The organism is Fusobacterium mortiferum ATCC 9817, from assembly GCF_000158195.2.
Taxonomy (GTDB): Bacteria; Fusobacteriota; Fusobacteriia; order Fusobacteriales; family Fusobacteriaceae; genus Fusobacterium_A; species Fusobacterium_A mortiferum.
Genome location: NZ_GL987987.1, coordinates 46,505 through 68,385, shown reverse-complemented (window position 1 = coordinate 68,385; position 21,881 = coordinate 46,505). Strand labels below are relative to the sequence as shown.

Annotated in this window: 24 protein-coding genes; 6 read left to right on the top strand and 18 right to left on the bottom strand. The window is 26.5% G+C overall.

Features of this window, described 5'->3' with window-relative positions; genetic code table 11:
• Nucleotide 1: 1 nt before the first annotated feature.
• The 3 genes from FMAG_RS00380 to FMAG_RS00370 all read right to left on the bottom strand — a co-directional run bounded on the left by FMAG_RS00380 (nucleotide 2) and on the right by FMAG_RS00370 (nucleotide 2,680).
• Nucleotides 2–847 (bottom strand): ArdC-like ssDNA-binding domain-containing protein, encoded by an 846-nt coding sequence (locus tag FMAG_RS00380; RefSeq protein ID WP_005882962.1) that lies wholly within the window; start codon nucleotides 845–847, stop codon nucleotides 2–4.
• Between the two features lie 13 nt (nucleotides 848–860).
• A complete protein-coding gene (locus tag FMAG_RS00375; RefSeq protein WP_005882960.1) occupies nucleotides 861–1,355 on the bottom strand; it encodes a siphovirus Gp157 family protein in 495 nt (164 codons plus the stop codon).
• 71 nt (nucleotides 1,356–1,426) lie between these two features.
• Nucleotides 1,427–2,680, bottom strand: a complete 1,254-nt coding sequence (locus FMAG_RS00370; protein ID WP_005882958.1) for a hypothetical protein — start codon at nucleotides 2,678–2,680, stop codon at nucleotides 1,427–1,429.
• 225 nt (nucleotides 2,681–2,905) lie between these two features.
• Between FMAG_RS00370 and FMAG_RS00365 the strand changes: the two genes are divergently transcribed.
• The 6 genes from FMAG_RS00365 to FMAG_RS00345 all read left to right on the top strand — a co-directional run bounded on the left by FMAG_RS00365 (nucleotide 2,906) and on the right by FMAG_RS00345 (nucleotide 6,396).
• Entirely contained in the window at nucleotides 2,906–3,538 is a 633-nt protein-coding gene (locus FMAG_RS00365; RefSeq protein WP_005882955.1) for a hypothetical protein, read from the top strand.
• Between the two features lies 1 nt (nucleotide 3,539).
• Entirely contained in the window at nucleotides 3,540–3,824 is a 285-nt protein-coding gene (locus FMAG_RS00360) for a BREX system Lon protease-like protein BrxL (RefSeq protein ID WP_005882953.1), read from the top strand.
• On the top strand, nucleotides 3,797–4,984 hold the full coding sequence (locus FMAG_RS00355) for a BREX system Lon protease-like protein BrxL (protein WP_081462336.1): 1,188 nt from the start codon (nucleotides 3,797–3,799) through the stop codon (nucleotides 4,982–4,984). The genes FMAG_RS00360 and FMAG_RS00355 overlap by 28 nt, the downstream gene beginning before the upstream one ends.
• A 57-nt stretch (nucleotides 4,985–5,041) precedes the next feature.
• The gene (locus FMAG_RS00350; RefSeq protein ID WP_005882949.1) at nucleotides 5,042–5,251 is read left to right on the top strand and encodes a helix-turn-helix domain-containing protein; all 210 of its coding nucleotides are present in this window, start codon (nucleotides 5,042–5,044) and stop codon (nucleotides 5,249–5,251) included.
• Nucleotides 5,252–5,368: 117 nt separating this feature from the next.
• Nucleotides 5,369–5,689 (top strand): Arm DNA-binding domain-containing protein, encoded by a 321-nt coding sequence (locus tag FMAG_RS13955; RefSeq protein ID WP_261660668.1) that lies wholly within the window; start codon nucleotides 5,369–5,371, stop codon nucleotides 5,687–5,689.
• Entirely contained in the window at nucleotides 5,686–6,396 is a 711-nt protein-coding gene (locus FMAG_RS00345) for a tyrosine-type recombinase/integrase (protein WP_261660667.1), read from the top strand. The genes FMAG_RS13955 and FMAG_RS00345 overlap by 4 nt, the downstream gene beginning before the upstream one ends.
• 362 nt (nucleotides 6,397–6,758) lie before the next feature.
• Here the strand turns inward: FMAG_RS00345 and FMAG_RS00340 are convergent, their stop codons facing one another.
• The 15 genes from FMAG_RS00340 to FMAG_RS00270 all read right to left on the bottom strand — a co-directional run bounded on the left by FMAG_RS00340 (nucleotide 6,759) and on the right by FMAG_RS00270 (nucleotide 21,609).
• The gene (locus tag FMAG_RS00340) at nucleotides 6,759–7,961 is read right to left on the bottom strand and encodes a phosphopentomutase (protein WP_005882947.1); all 1,203 of its coding nucleotides are present in this window, start codon (nucleotides 7,959–7,961) and stop codon (nucleotides 6,759–6,761) included.
• Nucleotides 7,962–9,116, bottom strand: coding sequence for an alanine racemase (locus FMAG_RS00335; RefSeq protein WP_005882945.1), 1,155 nt, complete (start codon nucleotides 9,114–9,116; stop codon nucleotides 7,962–7,964).
• A 3-nt stretch (nucleotides 9,117–9,119) separates the two neighbouring features.
• A complete protein-coding gene (locus tag FMAG_RS00330) occupies nucleotides 9,120–10,220 on the bottom strand; it encodes an aminotransferase class V-fold PLP-dependent enzyme (protein ID WP_005882943.1) in 1,101 nt (366 codons plus the stop codon).
• Nucleotides 10,221–10,233: 13 nt separating this feature from the next.
• Entirely contained in the window at nucleotides 10,234–11,106 is an 873-nt protein-coding gene (locus tag FMAG_RS00325; protein ID WP_005882941.1) for a phosphotriesterase family protein, read from the bottom strand.
• A gap of 2 nt (nucleotides 11,107–11,108) precedes the next feature.
• The gene (locus FMAG_RS00320; protein WP_005882940.1) at nucleotides 11,109–12,128 is read right to left on the bottom strand and encodes an amidase family protein; all 1,020 of its coding nucleotides are present in this window, start codon (nucleotides 12,126–12,128) and stop codon (nucleotides 11,109–11,111) included.
• 59 nt (nucleotides 12,129–12,187) lie between these two features.
• Entirely contained in the window at nucleotides 12,188–13,474 is a 1,287-nt protein-coding gene (locus tag FMAG_RS00315) for a YhfT family protein (protein WP_005882939.1), read from the bottom strand.
• 13 nt (nucleotides 13,475–13,487) lie between these two features.
• On the bottom strand, nucleotides 13,488–13,847 hold the full coding sequence (locus FMAG_RS00310; RefSeq protein ID WP_005882938.1) for a DUF2620 domain-containing protein: 360 nt from the start codon (nucleotides 13,845–13,847) through the stop codon (nucleotides 13,488–13,490).
• Between the two features lie 13 nt (nucleotides 13,848–13,860).
• Nucleotides 13,861–14,223, bottom strand: coding sequence for a PRD domain-containing protein (locus FMAG_RS00305; protein WP_005882937.1), 363 nt, complete (start codon nucleotides 14,221–14,223; stop codon nucleotides 13,861–13,863).
• Nucleotides 14,224–14,236: 13 nt separating this feature from the next.
• On the bottom strand, nucleotides 14,237–15,124 hold the full coding sequence (locus FMAG_RS00300) for a YhfZ family protein (RefSeq protein ID WP_005882936.1): 888 nt from the start codon (nucleotides 15,122–15,124) through the stop codon (nucleotides 14,237–14,239).
• Nucleotides 15,125–15,554: 430 nt separating this feature from the next.
• Nucleotides 15,555–16,703 carry a lactaldehyde reductase gene (gene fucO / locus FMAG_RS00295; protein ID WP_005882935.1) on the bottom strand — a complete coding sequence of 383 codons (1,149 nt, stop codon included), beginning with the start codon at nucleotides 16,701–16,703 and terminating at the stop codon, nucleotides 15,555–15,557.
• Nucleotides 16,704–16,755: 52 nt separating this feature from the next.
• Nucleotides 16,756–18,018 carry a PTS galactitol transporter subunit IIC gene (locus FMAG_RS00290; RefSeq protein WP_005882934.1) on the bottom strand — a complete coding sequence of 421 codons (1,263 nt, stop codon included), beginning with the start codon at nucleotides 18,016–18,018 and terminating at the stop codon, nucleotides 16,756–16,758.
• A gap of 14 nt (nucleotides 18,019–18,032) precedes the next feature.
• Nucleotides 18,033–18,425: a PTS sugar transporter subunit IIB gene (locus tag FMAG_RS00285; protein WP_005882933.1), complete on the bottom strand. Its 393-nt coding sequence runs from the start codon at nucleotides 18,423–18,425 to the stop codon at nucleotides 18,033–18,035.
• A 14-nt stretch (nucleotides 18,426–18,439) separates the two neighbouring features.
• Complete coding sequence (locus tag FMAG_RS00280) at nucleotides 18,440–18,877, bottom strand: PTS sugar transporter subunit IIA (protein WP_005882932.1); 438 nt, start codon at nucleotides 18,875–18,877, stop codon at nucleotides 18,440–18,442.
• Between the two features lie 18 nt (nucleotides 18,878–18,895).
• Nucleotides 18,896–19,546 (bottom strand): L-fuculose-phosphate aldolase, encoded by a 651-nt coding sequence (locus FMAG_RS00275; protein ID WP_005882931.1) that lies wholly within the window; start codon nucleotides 19,544–19,546, stop codon nucleotides 18,896–18,898.
• A 17-nt stretch (nucleotides 19,547–19,563) separates the two neighbouring features.
• Nucleotides 19,564–21,609 carry a PTS sugar transporter subunit IIA gene (locus FMAG_RS00270; RefSeq protein ID WP_005882930.1) on the bottom strand — a complete coding sequence of 682 codons (2,046 nt, stop codon included), beginning with the start codon at nucleotides 21,607–21,609 and terminating at the stop codon, nucleotides 19,564–19,566.
• Nucleotides 21,610–21,881 lie beyond the last annotated feature (272 nt).

Genomic DNA, 21,881 nt, shown 5'->3' with positions numbered 1-21,881 from the left:
ATTATTCCTCCTCTTTTCCTTCAATTAAATCTATTAATCCTTTTTTATCCATATTTCCATAAAGTAATTCCTCAAATGATGATAGAGCTACATCAAAAGCTTCATCTAGTCTTACATCTTTACTTTTCCACAGTGCTATATACTTATACTTTCCACTTATGTCTAAATTAAAATAGGAACCATATAACATGGCTCCTATCTCTGCTTCTACTTCCTCTTGATTTTGACTTTTAGGATTTTTTCCAAAATGGTTTAAATAATGAATGAACTCATGCATAAGAGTTCCACTCATTGCTACATATCTATCTTTTCTAAGTGTAATGGTATTTCCATCAGTACAACCTTTAGCATGAAGTTCTTTAACTACATTAACTGGCAAATACTGCTCTACTATTTCCTTAGATTTTTTAAATAATTCTGTTATCTTATATTTACTATCCCCTCGCTTCATCCTAGTATCAATCTCTGGAATGATTACTGCTTTATCTGTTGGAATGGTACTTTTAATATCAAATACATTAGCATATTTATATCCATATACATATTGCTCTTCCTTTCCATCAACTACCTTTTTACTGATAAGTGGTACTAAGATATGAATGGCTTTAGCTCCCTTTTTGATATTATACCCAAGCTCTTTCCATCTTTTAAAACTAGCTATCATAGTGGCTGTCTTATCTTGCTTATAGATTAGAATATTGTTTCTAATACTGTAATTATAGAAGTTCTTTCTTCTAAACTCTATAAAGTCTTTTAGCTCTTGTGAATTCTCTAAGAAATCTTTTATCTTGTCATTTATATTTTCTTTTAGTCTATCTATAATACTCATAAATTCTTTATTTTCCATATTCTCATTCTCCTTACTTGATTTTTAACAGATAATCTTCTTTAAGAATTGCACCACTGACTGCTATATTTTTCTTAAGACTTTCGCTTATTAAATTTTTAGCTGGTTTAATTTCCTCTTTTACTGTTAAATACTCTTTAGGTATCTTAGATAAATCAATTATCTCTACACTTGTAGTTTTTCTCAAGCTAAGATTTCCTAAATCAGTTTCAATCTTCTTTTTATCTAATTCTAATAAGATTCCCTTAATATACCCTTTCAATGAAGTTATTTTCTTCTCTCTACTTTTCTTAAGTTCCTCCAATCTATCTATCTCTGTTTTAGCTACTATATTCTCTAGCTCTAAGTTTCTAATGTATCTCACTATATTTGAACTCTTGCTCTCTAATTCCTCTCTCAAATACTCCATCACATCATCATAGTTCTCTTTGTCCATCTCATCTTTGTTGCTCTCTAAAAATATATCCAAAGTATCAATCATCGCATTTTTAATCTCATAAGCTTTCATACTATCACATCCTTTTTATATAAAATAAAAAAGATTCCCATAGGAATCTTTTTACATTTTATAATATATATTTATACTATAGTTATCCATTTTATAATATAATATGCTTGATTTAAACCAACTGGAGGTAACATATTAGGAGTTCCATATAATGCATTTAATGAGTATTGTCCTATCTGAGGATTATATGTGAATAATCCTACTCTTGAATATGGTGTTAGATTATTTAAATCACCTGAGCATCCAAATCTTAAATTAATATTAAAATTATCTGACATAGGAATAAGAATATCAATATAAAACTCACTCATATCTAAGTAAAATCCTGGAATTGTTTGACGATAAGAAAAAAAAGTATTAATATTTATTAATATATTTTCCTTTGATACTGCTGCTAAAAAACTATTTACTTCATTAAATCTATTAAAAAAATTTAAGTATTCATCTTTTTTTGCATTATTATCTAATGTATTTAAAAATCCAAAAATAAAATCATATGTTGGCTTTCTATTATCTTTATGTGTGTGAAAGTAACTGATTTTCATTCTATTACTAGATTTTGCCAAGAACTCATTCCCAATCTCTGATTTCATCTTTTTTAATAAATTATATAAAAACCATTCTTTTTCTCTTAAAGGTGAAGATAAAAAAATAAATTTTAAATCATAAGTTTGGTTATTTGATAACTTATCTAGTATATTATAGAACTCTTTTCCTAGACTACTTAATCCAGTTTCAAAACTTATTTCTTCCTCATTTAAAAGAATTTTTATTATATTTTTTAACTTTATATTTAAAGAATCTTCTAAGGAAATATCATCTCCCATTTCTTGTATAAATAAGAAAAGGTATTCAAAAACTATTAATAAATTTAATTTCCAATACAAATTATCATTATTTTCCAATCTTTGATGTAAGTTTTCTATAAGTTCACCAATACAATTCCTTTTTATTTCAATCTCATTTAACTCAAGTTCTGCTGTATTGAATTTAAAATAAATTTTTTTAATCTCATTATAAAATTCTGGATCTAAGTCATCAATAATATCCAAATCTAAATATTGGTATCCTGAAAATTTAATAACATTAGAATCTATATCTAAAACTATTTTTTTATATTGTGTAAAATTCGAAATTTTATATAGTAAATTCCATTCATTTCGCAGATTATCATTTGCCAAATTTCCAACGAAATTTGCTGTATTAGTTAATTTTATCTTCACTATATCCGAATCTGAAGTAACAACTCCAACAATTGTATTGACCAGCGAAGCTTTAGTTTGTAAGAACTTCTCTATATTCTCTGTTTTAAGGTATATTTTCATTTTTTACTCCCTTCTCTTGACTTTTATAAAAAAATATGCTAATATACATAATAAACATATCGTTTATTTATAATAAATATTATGTTTGTATGTTTTAAACTTACATTTTATTTTAAATTGATATTTTGTTTACTATATTATTAGTATACCATCAAATCTTCAAAATAGCAATGAGAAATAATAGGTAGTTGAAACAAAAATATAAAATTAATTTGGAGGTATTCTATGAACTTAACAGATTTAATCACTACACTTATTTTTCTTTTTCAAAATTGTGGACTTTCTTTTTCTAATATTTTATCACAATATTATCCACAACTTTCCTATACAGAAGATGAAAACCGAATTTATATTAATTATTATTCTTATTGGTCTATTTGGATTGCTAAAAATCGACAAGGTAATTTTCTTAATGCTCTTGAATTCCAAATAGGATGTATCTTACAAGAATATCCAATACAGATTTGGGGATTTAGAAGACCCTATTTCAATCAAAATTTTGGTATTCTTGTCAAGCCAATTTTTCAAAACTTTGATAAAAATATAGAGCCCTTTAACTATTATCAGTATTCCATTTATAATCGAAACATTATGCCATACGTCTTCTCATTATCTACTGAAGATTCTGAAAATAATTTAGGGGTATTTAATAATAAAATTGTTACTAAAAATTACTCTCATTTAAGACCTTTATTATTTCCTCTCAGTTGTAATAACTGTGGAAATTTTATGTATGGTGGATTGGAGCCTTTTTGCCCTAAATGCGGAACTATAAACTTGACTCATTCTTCTAATGCTAACTTTTTAAAATTTTACTTTGAAAAAAGTCTAGAAATACAAATTGGAGGAGGAAATTAAAATGAATTTAGAATTATTGATACTATTTTTTATGGCTTTAGGATTAGATATCAAAACTTTTACTATTACAGATATATTAGTTAGATTTATGAGATTTTTACCCTTATTGATAGAGCATGGACACCTAATAGAACTTGGAGCTCCAAATACTGGAAAGTCATACATTTCTAAAAGATTCAACGAGATTTTTGAACTAGTTAAAGCACTCTCTGTTGCACAATTATTTGGCTCTCTCAATAAAAATATGGATGGTGTTATATTTGTAAAAAAAATAAAGCAATCTTAATTGATGAAATTTCAAATCTTTCCCAGTCAGATATAGATTCTAACTTAAGGAGTTCATTTAAAACTTATTTAAATGGGGATAGTTTTTCTCGGGGAAACGAAATACTTGAACAAACTACCTCTTGTTACTTTGTAGGAAATAGCTATGATTCACTCCAAGAGTCATTAGATAGAGATCCTTTAAGTTATAGTAGTAATACTTTTTATAGCAATATACCAATTTTCTTTAGAGAGGAAGCTATGGTTGAGCGTTTAATTTGGAATCCTGGATGGCTTTTAACAAAAACTTCTAGCTCTAACCTTACTGAAAAAGAGAGCGAAGATGCATATGAAGAAATTAAAAATTTTATAGATAAAAATAGAACTAGAGAAAATAATAAAATTCAAGTCCCATTTACTTCTAATACAAGACTTGTAAAAAAAGCACAAAAAATAATAACTTTTTTTATTACTTCACTATATGAAAAGAATTTTTCCGATGAGAATGTCAATGAGTTATTAGAATTTACTGAATTTATATTAAATATAGAAAATGGAAAATATCACAATTTTTGGAATAGTGATTATGGAAAAAAATTTTTAGTAAACTTTGTTCCACTTTATTTACCACCAAATTCAACTATCAAAAAGATTTATTTTTATTCAAATAGAATTTTGGTGCAAATAAAAGAAAAGCCTTCTAAATATTATAAGATTGCTATTAATAAATATGGAGTTAAAGAGAACGAAACCGAATACAATAATTATATAAATAATCAAACTATTAAGCCTTATATATCTCCTATAATTAAAACTGATCAAGGATATAATGTACTTTTACAGGAATTTTATGAAATATTAGATAAAAAATTTGAATTTAAGTTCTCTAACTTGACATCTTTAGAAGAAGCAATAGAAAGAATAGAAAATTTAGAAAAAGATAAAAATAACCTTATACAAACATTAAGTACTCTTACACAGAATTATAATATGTTAGTAGAATATATTATCGGATTAAATACCTACACTCCTAGACCTATTCCCCGTAGAATTTCTTATTACACACAAGATATTTCTACTAATTTTATAACTTTAATAGCTAGTTTAGGAAAAATTCTTAATAGAGAGGATATTGGATATAATGCTAGTACTGGCGAATTTAAAATTATAAATTTTTTATAAACTTAAGTATATATTATAAATTGAAATCTACCTAATCTAAAAAAGAAGGAGGAAAAAATGAAATCAGAAAGAATAAAAACTGAAAAAGCAGCTCAATTATTAGGGCTACCTGTACAGACATTGAGAGTCTTTATACAGCAGGGTAAATTTTCAGAATTTGCCAGTGCTATCAAAAAAGAAGGGTCTAAACATTGGATATATTATATCAATGCCACTAGACTATATGAGTACCTAAATATAAAAGAGCCTATTCAGACTGCCATCTAAATAGACTCAAGAGTATTCTAGGTTATTAATACCAGAGAATATACCCTTACCGCAATTAGAGTATATCATCTCTGGTATTTTTAATAAAGAAAAATTTTTAAAGGAGATGATAAAACTATGAAAAAAGCTAATGGAAATGGAAGTGTCAGTAAATTAAGTGGAATTAGAAGAAAACCATATATAGCTAGAGTAACATTAGGTTGGGATGAAAGTACAGGTCGCCAAATACGAAAAACTATAGGAACATATGTTACACAAAAAGAAGCTCAAAAAGCTCTTATTGACTACCTGGATAATCCTTATGATTTAGATTTGTCAAATATCTTATTTAAAGATGTATATGAAAAATGGAGTAAACTTAAATATCCTAAAGTTAGTCATTCTGCTATACTAGGTTATCAATTGCTTATAATAATATTGAAAAGCTTCATAATATGAAAATAAAAGATATTAAAGCTAGACATTTACAAGAAGCAATAGATAACTGTTCTAAAGGACAAGCAACTAAAAAGAAAATAAAATTTCTATTTGGACAAATGTTCGCCTATGCTATGCAAAATGATATTATAACAAAGGATTATAGTGAGTTTGTTGATATTGGAAAAGCTAGTGAGGAGAGTAAGAGAGAACCATTTAGTAATAAAGAGATAGAGTTACTATGGAAGCATATAGATGATATTGAATTTATAGATACTATACTTATTATGATATATAGTGGTTTTAGAATAGGAGAATTATTAGAACTTGAAACTAAGAATATAGACCTTGTTAATATGACTATGACTGGAGGATTAAAAACAGAAGCAGGTAAAAATAGATTAGTACCTATTCATCCTAAAATATTCCCTTTAATTGAAAAGAGATATAATAAAGATAACCAGTATCTAATCATCAACTTCAAGGGTAAAAAGATGAAATATGACAACTACTATAAAGAAAAATTCATTCCTATTATGGAGCAACTAAATATGGAACATAGACCTCACGATTGCCGTCATACCTTTGCTACTCTTCTTAGTAATGCTAATGCAAATGCTACAGCTATCAAGAAGATGATAGGACATGAAAGTTATGCTACTACTGAAAAAATATATACTCATAAGGATATTGAAGAATTAAGAAAAAATGTAGAATTAATAAAATAATAAATTATGTGGAGATTTACACATTATTCTTTAAAAAAAAGTGTAAATTTTCACACTTTTCTCTAAAATAATGTGATATGATAAAAATAAATAATTCTACTATGGAAATTTATATATCTATTTCTAGGTATATGGATTTCCATTTTTTATTGAGTTAAATAATATTTTTAAAATCTCAGGTAAAGAAAAAACATAAACATTGAGCTTATAAAATATATGAGAGATTAGTATTTTATTAAAGAATAATTGACAACAAAATATGAAGAAAGACTGAAAAATATCTAAGTTCTTCAGTCTCTACTAAACTAGTTTAATTCTAATAATCAAGAGAGTAAATACACAAAATTAATTACACTCTCTTTTTAAATTTTTTCTAAAAATGATTTCCCATTTTCTGGTAATTTTTTCCCAAAATATTCTGCTACAGTTTGTCCTATATCTGCTAGACTTTCCATTTCTCCTATATTTTTTAATTTATCAATATTTTTTTTATAAATTAAAATAGGAACATTTTCTCTTGTGTGATGTGAATGTTTTATTTCTGGATCATTTCCATGATCTGCTGTTATAATTAAAATATCTTCGTCATTTAATAAAGGCAATAATTCATTTAACTTCCTATCAACTATTTCTAATTTTTCAGCGTATTTTTTTGCATTTTCTTGATGTCCAGCCAAATCTGTTTCCTGTATATTTGCACATATGAATGCTTTCTTATTATTTTTTATTTCTTCTATAAGTTTATTCATAGCTAATTCACTATCTACTGCAAATATTGATTTCCCATATTTATTTTCAACAATATCAGCTACTTTCCCAATTAAAATAGTTTTTATCTCTGTTCCTAAAATATTTGGAAGTTGTACTTCTGTTTTTACGCCATAACCTAAATGCTGTACTTGATATCCTTTATTATAAACTTTTGATTTTGGTGCATTTACTCCTGCATATATGTTATCTTTACATTCATATGCATTTTTTATATCATCTAAAGTTACGTCTTCTCCACCAAAAGTTATTACTCTAGGAACCTTTACAATTTCCCTAACTATTTTTCCTATTTTTAATAGATTATCAAAACTAATTTTATCAAAAGTTCCTGTTATATTATACACTTGTCCTAAATCAGCTTCTAAATTATCTCCTATACTTAAACAATCATCTACGATTAATATTTTTTGTTCAGCACCATATCTTTCTACTTTATGACCTTCAATCAATAATTTTTTTTCAACTTCATCTATATTTTTAAAAAAAGGTTCATTTATAGGTTCTTTTGGTTCTGTTCCCATTAACTCTTGATGTCCATAAAATGTATCACATCCAAAATGTTTCAATTTACTTTTTCCAAAAATAGCTGTACTCGAAAATTTTATATTATCAACTTCTAAATTAGCTGCATTTGCTAATCCTAATTTTTGCAAATTAGGAATATTTATCTCTTTATTTTTAGAAATAACACTTTTATATGTATTTGCTCCTATATCTTGTGGTCTTGTTGTCTTTACATCTTCCATTTCACCAATTCCAAAGCTATCCAAAACAAGAACTATAAATCTTCCCATTTATTTCTCCCTTCCTAAACTATCATATATTCCTATTATATATGGTTTATTTTCCTTCAATCCACCTATTAAAGCAACATCACTTCTTGTTACAAATATTTGTGTTCTAAATGCTCCTAAAACTGTATCTCCAACATTTGCTTCTTCATTAAGCTCAAAATAATAATCTATACTTTCATCTGTTGGAGGAGTTACTTTTATTTTCTTCATAGATTCCAATTTATCTCCTACTAAAACATTCTCTATTCCAGAACGTCTATAATGTCCTCCACCATAAAAATAACCTTTTCCTCCTAAATTATGAGAAACTTCTGATAGATATAAAATTGCTGGTTTTTCTCCCTCACTATTATATGCATTAAATGGTGTAGTTCCAGTTAATGCATGTCCTGGTTCTCCATGTGTTCCACCATTTTCTTTAATATTCTCTATATTAGCTAAACTTGTTGCTGAAGGAGTATTAAGTTGTTCTGCTTCTATTCCATGTTTTCTTAAAATATCTTGTGCTTTTTTTATAGTTTCAACATTTTTTGTAGATTTAACCTTATTTATACTTTTATCATATAAATAACAAGGGAAAGAAGTTAATCCATTTATTTTAATATTTTTTAGTTTTTTTATCTTCATACAAAGCCCTTCAAGTTCATTTAAATAAAATCCACCACTTTGTCCTGAATATATTGTGCTATCTTCTTCTAATACTCTCAACATAATATTTTGTATCTTATTTAATTTCTTAGCTACTTTATCTATTTGTTCTATCTTTTCATAAGAATAAACTGTCATTATTTCAACATTGCTTTTTATAATTTTCTCAAGTAACCTTGTTGGTGTTTGTACTAAATGTCCTACATTTCCAAGAGGAATATTATTCTCTATCATTATTTCTGCTTCTTTAAAATCAACAGCAACCACTCCTGAATATCCTAACTCTAAAATTTTTTTAGCTAAAAAAGGTATTCTTCCTATTTGTTTTGTCATTGCATATAACTTTATATTATTTTTTTTCGCTTCTTCTATTAATAACCTAGCATTATCTAAAATAGTATCTACATCCAATAGATATGTATCTGGAAAAAGTAATCCTTTTTGATGAAATTCAATTGCTGCATTTAGTAAATTTGGATTTCTTTCTTGTAATTTATTTAAAAACATTACCTATTCCCCCTTTACTTTCTTATAGCTTTCTTCTAAAATTCTAATTATTGTCTCCACTCCTGCTCTATTAGGATTTATTCTAATCATTCTTTTTTCAAGTGTTGGATCTGTTTTTCTAAATGTACCTGACACTCTATAGAATAATGGAGAAAATTCATATTTTGACTCAGCTCCTACTGGATTTGGTAAAGCTCCTAACTTTTCAGAGTGTACTAACATTTCTTCTGCTATATTTTCTTTTAACTCAACAATAACAACTTTTGATTGAGCATTTACTAAATATGCATTTTTTATAAATGATAATCTTCCATTGTTTAAAATTTGAATTAATTCGTCATTTACTTCTCCTTGAATAGCCAGAGAAACAGGAGCATATACCATTCCTCTTAATACATCTAATGCTTCATGCCCTTGAACTTGTCCACCACCAGAATAATTTGATTCTACTACTTGAGATATATATTTCTCATTTCCAACTAAACATCCTATTCCCTCTGGTCCTAATAATTTAAAAGTTGAAAATGCTGATAAATTAGCTCCTAATTCAACTCCAATATCCTTAACTTTCATTACTGCATAATTATCATCCGTTAATATAGGAACTTCATATTCTTTTATTTTTTCTATTACCTCATCAATTTTATAACTATCATCTATTTTTTGACGAGTATATTGTACTATTGCTACATCAATCTTCTCATTTTTTAAAATTCTTTCTAGTTCTTCTAAATTATTATAATCTGCTTCTAAAATATTTGTATTTAACATTTGTAAAGATACTAAAGTTGTTGGATAAATAGGTGCTTTATGTACTAATACCTTTCTTGTTTTAGAATTCTTTAAAATACTATATAATCCCCATTTTATAGCCGCTGTCCCTGCTCCTCTAACTAAAACAGCTTTCTCTACCCCAAAAAAATCTGCTATTACTTCTTCAACCTTCTTGGTAGTTCTTGGTTTATTTAATCCCTTTACTACTCCTAGATCTCCTCTTGTTAAAATTTCACTTCCCCTAAATTTTCTTGTAATTATATCTATTAATTTAAATTGTTTTCTCTTTGCTTCTTCTAATGTAATTGATTCTAATGGATATGTTTTCATCATTTTCTCCTTTCTACTTTATTCCTAAAATTTTTTTTGGATTTTCAACTAAAAACTTTTCTATTTTTTCTAATTCTACCCCATTTTCAAGTAACTTAGGAACAAATTCCTCAAGTAAATATGAATATCCTATTCCACCATTCTCTTTTAAATGAGATTGTCTTGTTAAATCTACTGATAGTAAAATTTTATTTTCCCATCCTCTATCACATAAATATTTAATATATTCAATTCTTTTTTCTTCTGAAAGATAGTTTATTTTTCCTATTGTATCAAAAGAAATATAAACTCCCCTTTTTAATAAAGTCTCTATATAATGTATATCTTTTGATAAATCAGTATGTCCTAAAATAACTTTTTCTAAATTTCCCCCATTTTTTTCAATTATATCTAACTGTTCATGTCCTAATTTTCCTAGACTTGTATGTGTTGATATATATACTCCTGTTTTTTTCTGTACTCTACTTGCTACTATAAAAACTTTCTCTTCAAGTGAAGTCATTTTTTCAAAGCCTGTTCCTATTTCACCAATAAAAGTTGCTTTTTTATTTGTTCCATCTATTCCTATTTTTATATCGTTTATTAATTTTTCTTCTAATTTTTCTATACTTAACTTTTCAACTTCCTTTGGAAAAAATGGTTCTTTATAATAACCTGTTGACATTAAAATTTCTATTCCTGTTTCCTTTTCTAATCTTGTTATAAATTCAACATTCCTTCCCATTCCCATATTTGTAACATCAACTATTCTTGTTACTCCTAATTCTTTTAATCTTAATAATTCTTTTTTTGTTTTTTCAAAATCATTTAATTTACAGTCAATATTATTTTTTACTCCAGATAAATCTATTGTCATATGTTCATGTATATATGTTATATCTTTCATCTCTACATCTCCTCTAAAATTTCAAATGTTCTATTATCTATTCTCTTTAAAGGATAATTTAAAAAATATTCTTGAAATAATTTTGGACGATATTCATAGTCTAATATTTTTCCTATTTCTAAAACATATTTCAAACCATTCTTTCCTTTTGGTGTTGCTATTACTATGGAACTTCCAATATTTTTTAAAGGAATTGTAATTGCAGTACAATCAAGCATATTAAAAACTTTTAAAAATTTTTTATTAGAATTTTCTTGAAAAACTTTACCACTATCTCCTAAACTTCCTAAAACACTGTCTCCTATACCTTCTACTTCTATATTTTTCTCAATGTATATAAATACATCTCCCTTCTGAAAAATATTATTCAATTCTGTCATCAATTCTTCTCTAGAGAAAAGTGATTTATCTTTCCAAATTGTAATCTCATAATTATTTTTTAGTTTATCCCCTATCTCTTTCTCAAGAGTATCGCTTAAAACTAATTTTTTTAATTTTTTTTCACTTTCTTCATAAAAAATTTTTAAAACTTTCTCTAGTTCCATAAAATTTTGAGTTATAAATCCAATTCCAGCAATAAAAGCTATTTCATCTGTTGATTTTTTTTTATTTTTACCTTTTAATCCCATTCCAGATAAAAGTGCAGAATATAGGTTTAAAGAAATTGCTGGTCCTAAAACAGAACCACCACCATCAGTTCCTATCCCCACTGTATTTAATCCATAAAGAACATTTATTGCTGTTCCACTTGATGACCCTGTCATGACTTTTGAAGTTATTGGATTTAATAATCTTATATCAATGGCTCTTCCTCTATCAGATGAAAAATCTATTGTATTCCAAATATATCCATTTCTTAGAAGTTTTTTTATTAAATTATTATCAATTTCTTTAGTATCTTTTACCCCTATTGTTTTTCCCTTATTTTTAAAAAAATCTAAAAGAATATTTGGGTTTTGTTCCTTAACTGTCTTTCCAATAAAATTTTTTGTTCTATCAATTCCTGCTAAAATTTTTTCCATAGCTCAACCTCATATTTTATAATTTAAGAGGAGCACCTGCTCCTCTTAAATCTTTAATTTTATCCTGCATATAATCCTATAAGTGAAAAAATATTTAATATTATTCCTAATGCAATTGCCGAAACTGGTCCTACTGCCATATCTACTAAAGGTTTTTTTGCTGTTTTATTTAACACATATACTCCTGCAACAAATAAATATCCTAATCCTGGAGCCATTGCATCTGCTGCTATCATTCCTCCAACTATTAAAGAAATTTCAAGAACTTTTGACATTGCAGTTCTAATTTGGTCTCCACATGCTTTAACTCCTGGGAATTTATCTAAAAATTTAGCTATTGCACCTAAAGCACAAATTTCAACAATAATTGCTAATACTCCACCTACAAAAGCTATAATAGGATTTCTTAAAAATATCCCAATTACAAATACAAATGTCATTCCTGCTGGGGCATATACTCCTGTTGCTATAGCTGTTGTTGCTACTAGAGGAACAAATCCAATCGCTCTAGCTAAAGCTGCTAACCCTGCTTCTGATATCTTTCCTTCTGCTAATAAGTTTAAAGAAATAGGATCTCCTGCAATTAAATTTAAGCTTATTGCTGCTGATATAACTCCTCTCATTAATCCTAATGGAATCATATTTTTCTTAATTCTTTCTACTCTAGCAGCAAATATATTTAATAGCATCTCATTTGAACCAACACCAGTAGTTGTTGATTTTTCTCTCATTGCAAAAGTTACCATTATAATCATTCCTACTAATAAAGCCATTCCATCTGGATTTAAAGCTATTGTACTTCCACCAAAAGAAATTTTTCCATACACTTGAAATAACTGTCTAATCAAAATAGTTACGATAAATGTTGTTGCTCCTTTTTTAAATCCATATTGATAAGCTACTACTAAAGCAGGAAAAGCTGCAAATGCAACAATTATTGGTGCCCCTACTTTTCCTAATGCTGGTAAAAAATTTACAGGTAATTTTGCAAATAATTCCACAATTATTTTTAAACCTAATGTTATTAATAATCCATATATTCCACCAACAACTGTTGATAAGATTGCTCCCTTTTTATCTGCACTAAATGATGTTCCTATTATATCTGTTGCTAATAAAATACTATGCACTAATATTATTGGTGTTGTCAACGAAAATGGAATTCCAAATCCCACAACAAGTCCAAAGCTTAGTGCAAAACTTGTTGCTGCCAAAGATTTTCTATCCATTCTTCCTTCTAAAAACTCTGGAACAATTGGTCTTAATCCATCATTAAATACTGCAACACCTCTATTTGCTAAAAATGAAGCTAGTGCTCCCAGCAAAATTGCAACTATATAATTCATACTAACACACTCCTTATTTTAAAATTTCCTTTAAAATTACTGGAACTACTTGTTCTATGTGTTGTGCTGTAAATCCAAATGCTTTTTTACCTGCATTAACCTCTGCTACTATTTCTACATCAGATTTTATGTTTCCTGGCATTGATACTGTAGCACAATTATTTGCTCCTAATAATGCTATAGCCATTGCTAAAGCTCCTCCACCACCAGTGTTACAAGCTCCTAAATAAATATCTGCCATTCCTGTTTTAACATCCATAGCTGCTTCTATATCGCTTTTTATTGTTACACTTGCTTTTTCTCCTGCGATTTTTCTTACTACTTCTGCTAATTTTTCTTTATCGATTTGTCCTCCAATAACTATTTTTTTCATAAAAATTCTCCTCCTAATTATTTATAATATCTAATATTGTACATATATTTACTAACATATATTTTTTTTCATCTTCTGGTAATTTTACATCTAAAACACTTTCCAAATCTTTATATATTTCTTGGGCTTTTTCTAAGAATTCACTTTCTAATATTTCTTGATAAACCTCTTCATTAATCACTTTTACTGGCTCATTATTTTTTACTCTTGTTATAGCCATTGATAAATGAGTTGTCATCATAGCTCCATTTTCTTCTGTTAATGTAATTTGATGTTTTTCTTGAAACATTTTTATTACATTTAACATCACTTCCCTTGTTTCATTACTAATTGTTCCTGTTGAACATAAAATTTCAAGTCTTGTTTGTAAATCCATTACTCCTCCTCACCTAATCCATTAATTTAAAATTTTCTTTATCAAAAAACTTATTAAAAAGTGTTTTCATGATTTTATTATTTTTAGGAATTACTATAACTGATTCTGTTGCCAATAAACTAATTCCACTTTCATCTTTTAAATCTTCAATAACAATGTTATTTTTTTCCAATAATATTAATTTATCTAAAACATCATCGTAATTCCAAATTGCTGCATCTATAGTTTTATCTATTAATTTCTCTATTACTTCTGAATACTTTATTTCTTGGAAATCTATATTTTCATTTTTTTGAAAATTAAGATTAGTTAAAAATGTATGATCGTTTGATTCTAAATCTACCCCCACTCTTCTTACTAATCCATCTTTTCTTTTTAAAATAACATGTTTAGTAACATATGTTCTTGGACCAAATTCTTCAATAATCTCTAAATTTAATCCTGATGTAATAGCTTCTTGTGCTGCCAATTTTGATACAACTCCAAATTGAAAAACACCTTGTTCAATCAATTTAAGTCTTACATATCCACCACGCATATGTGAAAAATATAATGAAATTGGAATTTTAAAACTATCATTTATACTATCCATTATTTTTTTATATCTTGATGAATAAGTTATAGGCATCACACATAGTAAATGTTCATATCCTAAAATATTTAATAATTTTTTATAGTCAATTTTCTCTATTCTAGTTCCATATTTCCCCATTTTTACTAATTTTACTATATTTTTTTCACTCAATAATGTTAATGATTTTTGAATTGTTCCTAATGACAAATTAAATTTTTCTGAATAATTAATAATTGTATCTATATTTTCTCCAATTTCTCTTGAAAGAATATCTTTAGCTAATTCAATTGTTCCTACTTCTATTTTCTTATATTTATTACTTTCCATAAACACCTCCATTATTTTCAAAAATTTGAAAATAATCTTTTCACAACAATAGAATACAATTTTTTTATATTTTTGTCAAGTTTTTTTTATTTTTATCTGTTTTAGAACGTTATATTTGTATAATATATACTGAATAATATATTAGAATAAGAATATTTTTTTCAGAAATTAAATCATATTTTTAAAGAATTTTAAGACATATTTATTTCTAAGTTTATCAAAATTTTAAGATTCCTTAAAATTCTCTACTAAATATTATTTTTAGCTTGCTAGAGAAAAATTACTTTGTTACCTGTATGTTACCTGTGTGTTACCTACGGATATCATTTTTCTCAATTTTTTAAAATCTCAGATAAAGAAAAAACCCCACAAACATTGAGTTTGTGAGGTATATAATTCCATGTAAAACTCTTAGTATTTAGTATGATTTTTAATATACTTTATTATATAGTTTTTCAATATCTTCTAAAGTTACATCTTTTGGATTTCCACCTGTACATACATCTGCTAAAGCATCTTTTGATAGTTTTGGTAATCCTTCTTTTGGTATTCCTATCTCTCTTAATGTTTGTGGTATTCCTACATCAATTGCTAATTTTCTTACTGCATCTACTGCTGCTTGTGCTGCTACTTCTTTGCTCATTCCTGTAGTATCTACTCCCATAGCTCTTGCTATGTCTCCATATTTTTCTATACATGCTGACATATTAAATTCCATTACTGTTGGTAATAATAGTGCATTTGCTATTCCATGTGGTATATCATATACTGCTCCTAATGGGTGTGCCATTGAGTGTACTATTCCTAATCCTACATTTGAGAATCCCATTCCAGCTACATATTGAGCTATACTCATTCCATCCATATCTTCTAAGTTTTTATCTGCTACTGCTCCTCTTAGATGTTTTGCTATTAGTTCTATAGCTTTTATCTCAAACATATCAGATATTACATGAGCTCCCTTAGTTATATATCCTTCTATTGCATGTGTTAAAGCATCCATTCCTGTTGCTGCTATTGTTTTATTTGGCATTGTTAACATTAACTCTGCGTCAACTATTGCTACTAATGGAATATCTTTAGGGTCTACACAAACTATTTTTCTATTTTCATCTTCTAATGTTATTACATAGTTTATTGTTACCTCTGCTGCTGTTCCACATGTTGTTGGCAAAGCAATTATAGGTACACATTTAGTATGTGTTAGTGCTACTCCTTCTAATGATTTTATATCTTCAAATTCTGGATTGTTTTTAGTTATAGCTATAGCTTTAGCTGTATCTATTACTGATCCTCCACCTACTGCTACTATGAAGTCTGCTCCTGCTGCATTAAATGCTGTTAAACCATCTTTACAGTTTTTTACAGTTGGGTTTTGTTTAATTTCTACAAATACATCATAAGGTATATTTGCATCTTCTAAAACTTTTTTTACTTTATCCAATACTCCACAGCTTTCTAGTATTTTATCACTCACTAATAAAGCTTTTTTGTAACCTCTAGCTTTTACCTCAGTAGCTAGATTCTCTCTACTTCCTACACCAAAATAACTAGTTTCATTTAATATGTATCTTGCCATTTTAATTTTTCCTCCAAATATTTTCTTCTAACTTTATATATTTTTTATGATATTAAAATAATGAAAATACCTTCCATAAAATATATGACAACACATGAGAACCACCATCAAGTGAAGAAACACTTCCAACTCCTTCTGGAATAGCAAATCCAACTTCTTTTGCAATTGTTGTTAATAATGGTGCCATTGCTGATCCAATTAATAAAATTAAACTCATTACAATTATTGATGATACTAATGCTCTAAATAAATTTCCTTTAGCTGGTATAATAGCCCAAGTTAATAAAATTGGAACTATTCCTAAGTCAGCAAATGGAAGCATTGTATTTCCTGGTAAAATAACAGCTAGTAGTAATGATATTGGAACCATTATTACCCCAACTGACATTATTCCTGGATCTCCTATTGCTATAGCTCCATCAAGTCCTATATAAACTTTTCTTCCAGGAAATTTAGCATTCATAAATTCTTGAGCTCCATCAGAAATTGGAACTAACCCTTCCATTAAAATTTTAACCATTCTTGGCATTAAAAACATTACAGCAGCTAAATTCATTGCTAACATTAAAATTTCTTTCCATCCATATCCTGCTAATGCTCCTATTATAGCTCCTAAAATCAATCCCATTATTGCAGGATCACCAAATACAGACATTAAAGAATTAGTATTTTTATTTTCATTTGAATTCATTCTAATATCAATCTTATTAATTCCTGGAATCATATCAATTAACTTATTTATTCCATATCCTATTGGTAACCAGTTAACAGTTTCCATATGAGCAAATGTAACTCCTTCCATTCCAAAGTATTTACTAATTATTGGAGCTGCCCAGTCAGCTAATTTTATTATAATCACAATTGAAATAGCAGTTGCAATTAAAGCTAAAACCATCGAATTTGTAGTATAATAAACTAATGCTCCTGTAAATATGAAATGCCAAAAGTTCCATAAATCCACGTTCATTACATTTGTCCAGTTCATTGTTAACATTATAATATTTATAACAATAGCTAAAATAAAAACCCATATTACTAATGGAGTTGCAAAAGAAATAGCAGATTCCACTGGCCATCCAACATCCATAGTTGTTAAATTAAGATTAAATCTTTCTGACATTTTTTGAGTTGCTGTTCCTAAATTTCCTACTAACATTCCAATAACTAAATTTACTCCAACAAATCCAATCCCTATTGTTAGTCCTGATTTAAAAGCATCCTTTACTCTCAATCTAAAAAATAATCCTACTAAAAATATTATAATGGGCAATACAACTACTGCTCCCATATCCAATAAAGCTTTTATAATTCCCATACTCAATCCCTCTCCTATTTCAAACTATTTATTATTTCATCTAATGCTTTTGTTAAACCCACTCCTGTTAAAAATGGAACTCCTGAAAAAACAGGACAATCAAAACTCAAACCTTGAGGTAATACAACTGTATGTATTACGAAATCTGGTTTTTGTGCTTTTGATAAATTCTCTAATTCTCCTATTTTACATTGAATAATTTCTATTTTTAATCCTCTTTCTTCAAAACCTTTTTCTATTTTTTTTCTTGCCATAGTAGAAGTTGCAACTCCACTTCCACAAGCAATTATTGCCTTATATTTACTTCCTTTAGCTGTATTTATGATTTCTTCCTTAACTACTTCTTCATTTTTTATTTCTTTATTCTCTTCATTATTTCCTTTAAATAATTTGCTAAATAACCCCATTTTTCCCTCCAAACTTATAATAAAAACTCTAATATTTCTTGATTACTCATTTTTTTAAATTTTTCTAAAATCTCTTCGTGTTCTTCAAATAAATTCATTAAAACAACTAAAATATCATTTTTATTTTCTTTTGTTAACGCCATAACAAAGAAAACATTACATCCTATTTCTTTATTTAAGTCTTCAATACTTTTAAAAATAATTGGTTCTTTACTGATTACTATTGCTATTTTATCTTTTAATACATACTCATCATCTGAATGAGATATAGCTGTTCTAGTACCACCTTCTAATATTAACCCTGTAGGAAACTCTTCTTCTCTTTTTTTTATTGCAGAAATAAACTCTTCTTTTACTATATTATCTTCATAAAAAACTTTTCCCACTTTTTCTAGTATCTCATCCCTTGTTATTCTCTCGTCTATTCTAAATATATATTTTTCCTCAAACATAATCCTTCACTCTCAATTTTATAGTTTACAATATGAACCAAATTTTTCTATATGTTTATCAATTTCTTCTTTTGATAAAATTACTGGTTCTCCTATTGCTTTTGCTTTTACATATAATTCTGCACAAAATTCAGCATATTCTGTTATAGCAAAAGCATTTTCTATATCTTCTGCTCCTACATTTACTCCATGATTAGCTAATAAACAAGCTTTTGCTCCTCTAATAGCTTCTGTTGCATTTTTGGCTAATTCTGGAGTCCCAAAAGTTGCATATTCAGCACATTTTACCTCATTTGTTCCAGTTATTGCTAACATATAATCAACTGCTTTTAAAGATTCTCTCAAACAAGCAATTGTTGTACAATACATTGCATGGGTATGAATAAATGCACTAAAATCTTCTCTTGATCTATAAGCACTTAAATGCATTTCTGTTTCTGATGATGGTTTATAGTCTGGATTCCCATCAACTACTTTCCCTTCTAAATCAACTACCATAATATCATATGGTGTTAAGATATCATATGGTATACTACTTGGTGATATTGCTACTAAATTTTTTTCTCTATTATAGATAGATATATTTCCTCCTGTTCCTTTAGTTAATCCTTTTTGAATAAGTAAATTTAAGTATTTCACTACCTTTTCTCTTTCAGTTTGTAATATCATTTTAAACCCTCCTTAATTTATGTTAAACTTTTTAATAAACTTATTACTTCCATCTCATTAAAACATTTTTCTAATTTTATTCGTAAGTCTTTTTCCTCTAATAATTCTTTTAATTCTAATAATCCTTTTATATGTTCTTCTGAATTTAAAGTACATAAAGCAAAAATGTGCTTTATAGGAAGTCCTCCTGGAAATTCTACTTCATTCTTTAATTGTATATATGATATTCCTGTTTTTAATACATTTGTTTTCATTTCACCATGTGGTAATAAAACTTTATTATCTATTACCATATAAGTTCCTAATTCAATTATTTTATTTTTCATTTCTTCAATATATTTCTTATTTATATATTGATTTTTTAACAATAGTTCTCCTGATTTTTCTATTACTTCTTTCCAAGATTTAAGTTCTAAATTTAGTTTTATATTTTTTAAAGGTAATAATTCTAATAATTTTTTAGATACTACTTGATTCTCTATCTTTTCTTTTTTCGAAGTATAATTTACTAATTTTTCTTTTAGTAATTTTTTATCTTTTATATCAGTACATTCTTCTATTATTTTTATTATTTCATCTACTTCTATATTAGTTTTTTTATTTTTTATTCCATGATTTAATAAATTGACAATATCTTCTTTCTTTAAAAAAGTATTTACTTTAATTATTGGTATTTTGATTTTTTCTTCTTTTATTTCAATTGTTGATATAATATAATCTATATCTAATAACTCTATATCTTTTAAATTATTCAATGGAATTACATCTTTTATTTCTATATCAAACAACTCTTCTATCTCTTGCTTTAATAAATTTGAAGTTCCGTATCCTAAGCCACAAACTATTACTGCTCTTTTATGATTCTGAATCTTTTCATCTAACCTTTTTATAGCTAATATAAAATGAACTACTAAAAAAGCTAATTCATTTTCGGAAAAATCTTTTCCTATATAATTCTCAAGTTCTTTCACAAACTCTTTTATATAATAATAATATTGTGGATATTCCTCTTTTATCTCACTTGAGATTGATTCTTGTAATTCTAAATTATTTTTTAATCTATATATAGTAGGAACAATGTGATTTATCAAGCCTTCTCTTAAAATTTTATCTTCTATTAAATTTTTTTCTATTTTTTTACTCATTCTATAAATTAAGTTATCTATAAATTTTTCTATTAAAATCCAATTTTCATAAAAAGAATAATTAAAATTATAAGTATGTGCTCCTAAAATAAACTCAGTTATTTTTAATATTTCTTCTTCTATTATTTTTAAATTCTCATTCTCCAAAATAATTATATTTTTTTTAATAATCCTATAATCTTCTGTTGATTTTATAAATTGAGAATTTTGAGATTTACTTAATTTTAAACCTACTTCTATTCTTCTTAATGTAATTAATATATATATATAAATTATCTGAAATGCTTCATCTGAAATTTTTTTCTTTAATTCTATTTTTATTTTTTCAAAAAAAATTGATACTCTTTCTATTAATTCTTTTGAAATAAAACTTTCTATTATTTCCTTTTTTATTGCATTAAAATTACTTACTATCTCTAATTTTTCCCTTTTAATAACATAATAGCTTCTTAATTTATCCAATAACAATTTACGAATTTCTAATTCTTCTCCACTTACTATTAATCCTTTATTAGCTTTTGAAGTTAACTCTATTTTTTTAGAATTAAAAATACTTCGAATTACTTTTAAATCACTTTTTAATGTACTTCTACTAATAGCTAAAATATCCAAAATTTTATCCGCTTTATAACCTTCAGAGTTAAAGAGAAGTAACAATAATATTAATTCTATCCGTTCTTCAGAATTAAATATGTATTCTTCTTTTTCTAAAATTTTTTGTAAAGATGAAATATCTCCTTTAAATTTTATTATTTTCTTCTCTATATACAATGAGTTATCTTGAAGAGAAAAATTTGTATTTAAATCTTTTATTCTGTATCTTATTGTTCTTTCAGAAATTTTTAACTCATTAGAAACTTCTTCTATATTTTTACCTATAGATTTTAATAGCTTTATTGTTAAATTATCATAATACATTTTTTCTCCTCTCTAAATTAATATAAGTTTTATGATTTTATATTAATATATTTTTTTTCTTTTTAAAAGGACTTTTTTCTTCACTAATTCGTGCAAAAATCATCTTTTTCTTCATTTATAATACAATTAAAATGATATCAGTTTAAAAAAATAAAATTTTAAGTAACATTTTATTTATAAAAAACTACATCCTTCATCTTAGTTATCTAAGATTTTAGATGTAGTAAATAATAAGGCTATTTTTATTAAAATTATTTCAAAAAAATTCTATG